Here is a 3,398-nt window from a genome sequence, read left to right on the forward strand (position 1 = left end):
TGTAGTTCCGCAAAAGCGCTTCGTAGCGACCGAAAGCCTCCTCATGTCGACCATCGGCCTTTAAGAGTTCCCCTGCCAGAACATAGCCGGAAATCATGGCCAGCGCCGAGCCCTGCCCAGCTAGCAGGGAAACGCAAAAGGCGGCATCGCCGGTCAACACTWCGCGACCTTTGGCCCATCTGTTCATCGCGATCTGGCTGACGCTGTCGAAGTAGAGCTCATCGGTATGACCCAGTTCCTCCAGGATGCGTGGGCATTCCCATCCGCCATCGGCATACTTGTTGCGCAGCATTTCCTTTTGCAGGTCCAGCGCCGTTGGCAACGGACTCTCACCAACGGTGAAGACGAACAGGAAAAGGGTGYGGTTGCCATGCAACGTGAAACGGCCGAGCATCCGCCCCGGCAGGCCGTACATCAAATACACGTCTTCATCGCGTGGCCGGTAGCCCTCGGCCTCGAATGCCGCGACGGCGTAGCCGAGCTTCTTCTCAAACTGATGCTGCGGTCCGAACGCGAGCCGCCGAACGCCTGAATGCAAGCCATCGGCGCCGACTACCAGCGAGTAGTCGCGTTCGCCTCCACGTTCCAGTTGCACCCGAACACCGTGCGAGTTTTCTTCGAGCCCAACGATCTCATTGTCGAAAATGACTTCGGTGGTGTCTTTGATCTTTTTGAAGAGCAGTCGCGAGAGATCGCTGCGTGCGAGGGTCACGTAGCGGCCGTTTGTCAGTTCGCCGAAGACGTCCGTGCCAAAGCCTCCGACGCGCTTGCCGTTCTCACCCACGATGCGCATTTCGCGCACGTGATATCCTAGGCGATTGATATCTGCCTCAAGGCCCATCCACGAGGCGATGTCATAGCCAAGGCCCCAAAAATCAATGACATAGCCCCCAGTGCGCAATTGGGGCGCCCGTTCGATCAGCGTCGGCCGGAATCCGGCGGCTGCAAGCCAAAAAGCCAGTGCCGGTCCGGCAATTCCTCCKCCTGAAATCAACACCGTTCGCTCGGCCATCCAGAAGCACCAGGTTAGAGCACTTCGCCCRGGTAGACGCCCCATAGCCCGGTTTGTTTCATGAAACCCGTTGAGGCACGCGATGCGACCGCGCACCATTGTCCGTCGCATCGGGTCAGCTCGACTTCCACGCGCGGCTCGAGCCACGCAAGGATGGCGCTGTCCGCCGCCGGCTTCGCGTACAAGGCAAGCGGCTGCCTGGACCAGGGGGCGACGACGCCGGTTCTGCGCCCTGACAGGAGCGAGTGATGGATCCAGCCGGAGCTTCCGTCCCAATCTCTCACCCGTCGCCAATTGCCGTACTCCTGATAGATCTCCAGGGGGATGCCACGTCGTTTGAAGACCCATTCGATAGTATAGCCGACACCTGGCCCAACCCGCAGATTGGCGGACGAAGCCTTTAGCGAGACGAAACGAGGCAGGGGAAACGAGCCAGCGTCCGCTCGCAGGGCGCCCGTGGTGTTGGCCGACGCYGCGAGCAACAGAATTGCAAGGACGCCACRGACGAAGGCAAGCCGCYCGCGACAGCCAGTTTGCCGTCTGGCCGGCAGGAAACCGAACGGAGYTACGCGTTTTGCCATGACGACGGGCTGCTTACTCGACGAGCATGTGCGCCTCTCGAGCCGCGTCGATCAAAGCGTCCCTGGCAAGGTCGGCCGCGATACCGCCGTTCATAGCCTGCCGGCAGGCTCGCAGCGCCGTCTTGTGCTTCTGGCTTCCCGCGCCGCGCCAGTGCCTGGTAAGCAGGTCGATCGCCTGGTTGGCATTGAGGACGTTGTTGATCTCCCCTGATATGCCGTTAGCCACTGGCACGGGCCTTGAAAACCACGCTTCGTCCATGGCTGCGCCTCCGTCGCGAGTAGCGCCCGGCGACACACCGTCGGCCGGGGCGAACCAAAGTCATCAGCTTTTGGTGTTCTCCTGAGCCACGCTGTTCGTCGGGATCGTGTCCATCGCCGACAGTTTGTCGGCACACAGATCCGCCGCACCCGGCACATCCTTTTTTATCCCGGCCAGCTTCACCCATCCGCCATCGCTGATGAAGCTGTCTCGCTGATAAGAAGAGGTTTCCTTCAGCTTGGCGAGGTTGTCGCTGGCATTCGACGCTGTAATAAATTTTTGGACGCACAGATTGGCTGCCAGCTCGGCCTTTGCCTTGATGGCCGATGTCTTGGCCATCTCCGCCGCCGTTCCAGCCGTCGTCCAGCCTCCGGCCGTGAAGCCGACGATCATCGTCAGCACAACGGCACATACCACCGTCCAGAACCACAGCTTCTTTGACGGTTGGTAAGCGTCGAAGCGTTGCGAAAATGTTTGTTCCATAGTTTCCTCCCTTTGAGACGCCYGTGTCTCAGGTTGCTTTCCAGCGCCCTCGTGGATGCTGGTCGTGTGGCGATCGGTCGATCGACCGAGATGATGGGGTTTTCTCGGCGGGGGCGATCCAGATCAAGATGCGGGGTAGGGGGATGCTKGGTCCGAGAGGCAGAAGTTTCGGCCTTGAGCGCTTCGGTGCAGATCCTCGAGCGCTCGTCTTCCATATTGCAGCCCGAGAAACGCTCGGCATGAGCATCCGAAAATTGTTCAAAGTGGCGAGCACGGACAAACTTCACCTCGTTGCTGCATCTACCGATCCCGAGCAGAAACTATTCCACGACAGTCGCAGATATGTGTGGGCGGCGGGCTCGGTCGCTTCCGTGGGCCCTCAGGCCTTGTCGCGAAAGCTCTGTGCAACTGGGGGGCAAGTCAGGAGACCACACGGACGGCGACCGAGCGGCAACCGGCGCCGGCCAGGTGGCTGGCCGGAACGTGACGGCCGCGGACGAAATCCCATCGGCAGCAAACTGAGTTCATTGGCTGCGCGCGATAAAATCTGCCATTCCCGAGCTTCATGGCGCGCCGTGGGCATYCGGCTCAACCTGGCGCACGGGCCGGCATCTGCGTGAATCAAGGGACGGCGTCGGATGCGGTGAGGCAAGATTGGGTTTGCGCTTTACCCCAGGCTTCCCGAGAGACGCCAGCATCAGCCCGCATCACGGACACGGCTCGCGTCGGCAGCGTGCTCGAACGTGTGCCGTCGGAAAGTCGATCGGTGGCGAGGGCCGCTCGGGATCGGAGCGGCCCTCGAATGACTATTGCACAATCATGCGCTGGCTGTTGCGGTTTTCGGCCCATGTGCTTTTGTCGTACGCGGGCTGGGCCTCCAACTGATCCTTGGTGAAATTAGTATAGAGGTATTTGCTGCCGCTGCGATCTTGCATGAATGAAAGCTTGTCCATGCCTACGGCCACTTCCTTTTCACCGATGCCGAGGAAACCGCCGACATCGACGATGACCGCGTCAACCTTGCCATCCTTTGTGAGGACCACATCGCCGATCTCGCCTACCT

5 protein-coding genes are annotated in these 3,398 nt (G+C 60.5%); all 5 read right to left on the minus strand.

The genetic code is table 11. The annotated features are described in order from the left end of the window. Positions 1–1,012, minus strand: a 1,012-nt coding sequence (locus LCM4576_RS31425) for an FAD-dependent monooxygenase (RefSeq protein ID WP_083361592.1), incomplete at its 3' end; no start/stop codon positions are given. Between the two features lie 14 nt (positions 1,013–1,026). Next, on the minus strand, positions 1,027–1,593 hold the full coding sequence (locus tag LCM4576_RS31430; RefSeq protein ID WP_083361563.1) for an SH3 domain-containing protein: 567 nt from the start codon (positions 1,591–1,593) through the stop codon (positions 1,027–1,029). Between the two features lie 13 nt (positions 1,594–1,606). Then, positions 1,607–1,852 carry a DUF982 domain-containing protein gene (locus tag LCM4576_RS31435; protein WP_041005331.1) on the minus strand — a complete coding sequence of 82 codons (246 nt, stop codon included), beginning with the start codon at positions 1,850–1,852 and terminating at the stop codon, positions 1,607–1,609. A gap of 63 nt (positions 1,853–1,915) precedes the next feature. Next, positions 1,916–2,335 (minus strand): hypothetical protein, encoded by a 420-nt coding sequence (locus LCM4576_RS31440; protein WP_041005330.1) that lies wholly within the window; start codon positions 2,333–2,335, stop codon positions 1,916–1,918. 806 nt (positions 2,336–3,141) lie between these two features. Further along, positions 3,142–3,398: PRC-barrel domain-containing protein (locus LCM4576_RS31445; protein WP_131803319.1), on the minus strand; the 257-nt coding region annotated here is incomplete at its 5' end.

The sequence above is a fragment of the Mesorhizobium sp. LCM 4576 genome (assembly GCF_001854815.1).
GTDB classification, from domain to species: Bacteria; Pseudomonadota; Alphaproteobacteria; order Rhizobiales; family Rhizobiaceae; genus Mesorhizobium; species Mesorhizobium plurifarium.

Bases quoted from the DNA above. Each gene is read 5' to 3' on its own strand.
- LCM4576_RS31435 (WP_041005331.1), bottom strand. From the start codon at position 1,852: ATGGACGAAGCGTGGTTTTCAAGGCCCGTGCCAGTGGCTAACGGCATA.
- LCM4576_RS31440 (WP_041005330.1), bottom strand. From the start codon at position 2,335: ATGGAACAAACATTTTCGCAACGCTTCGACGCTTACCAACCGTCAAAG.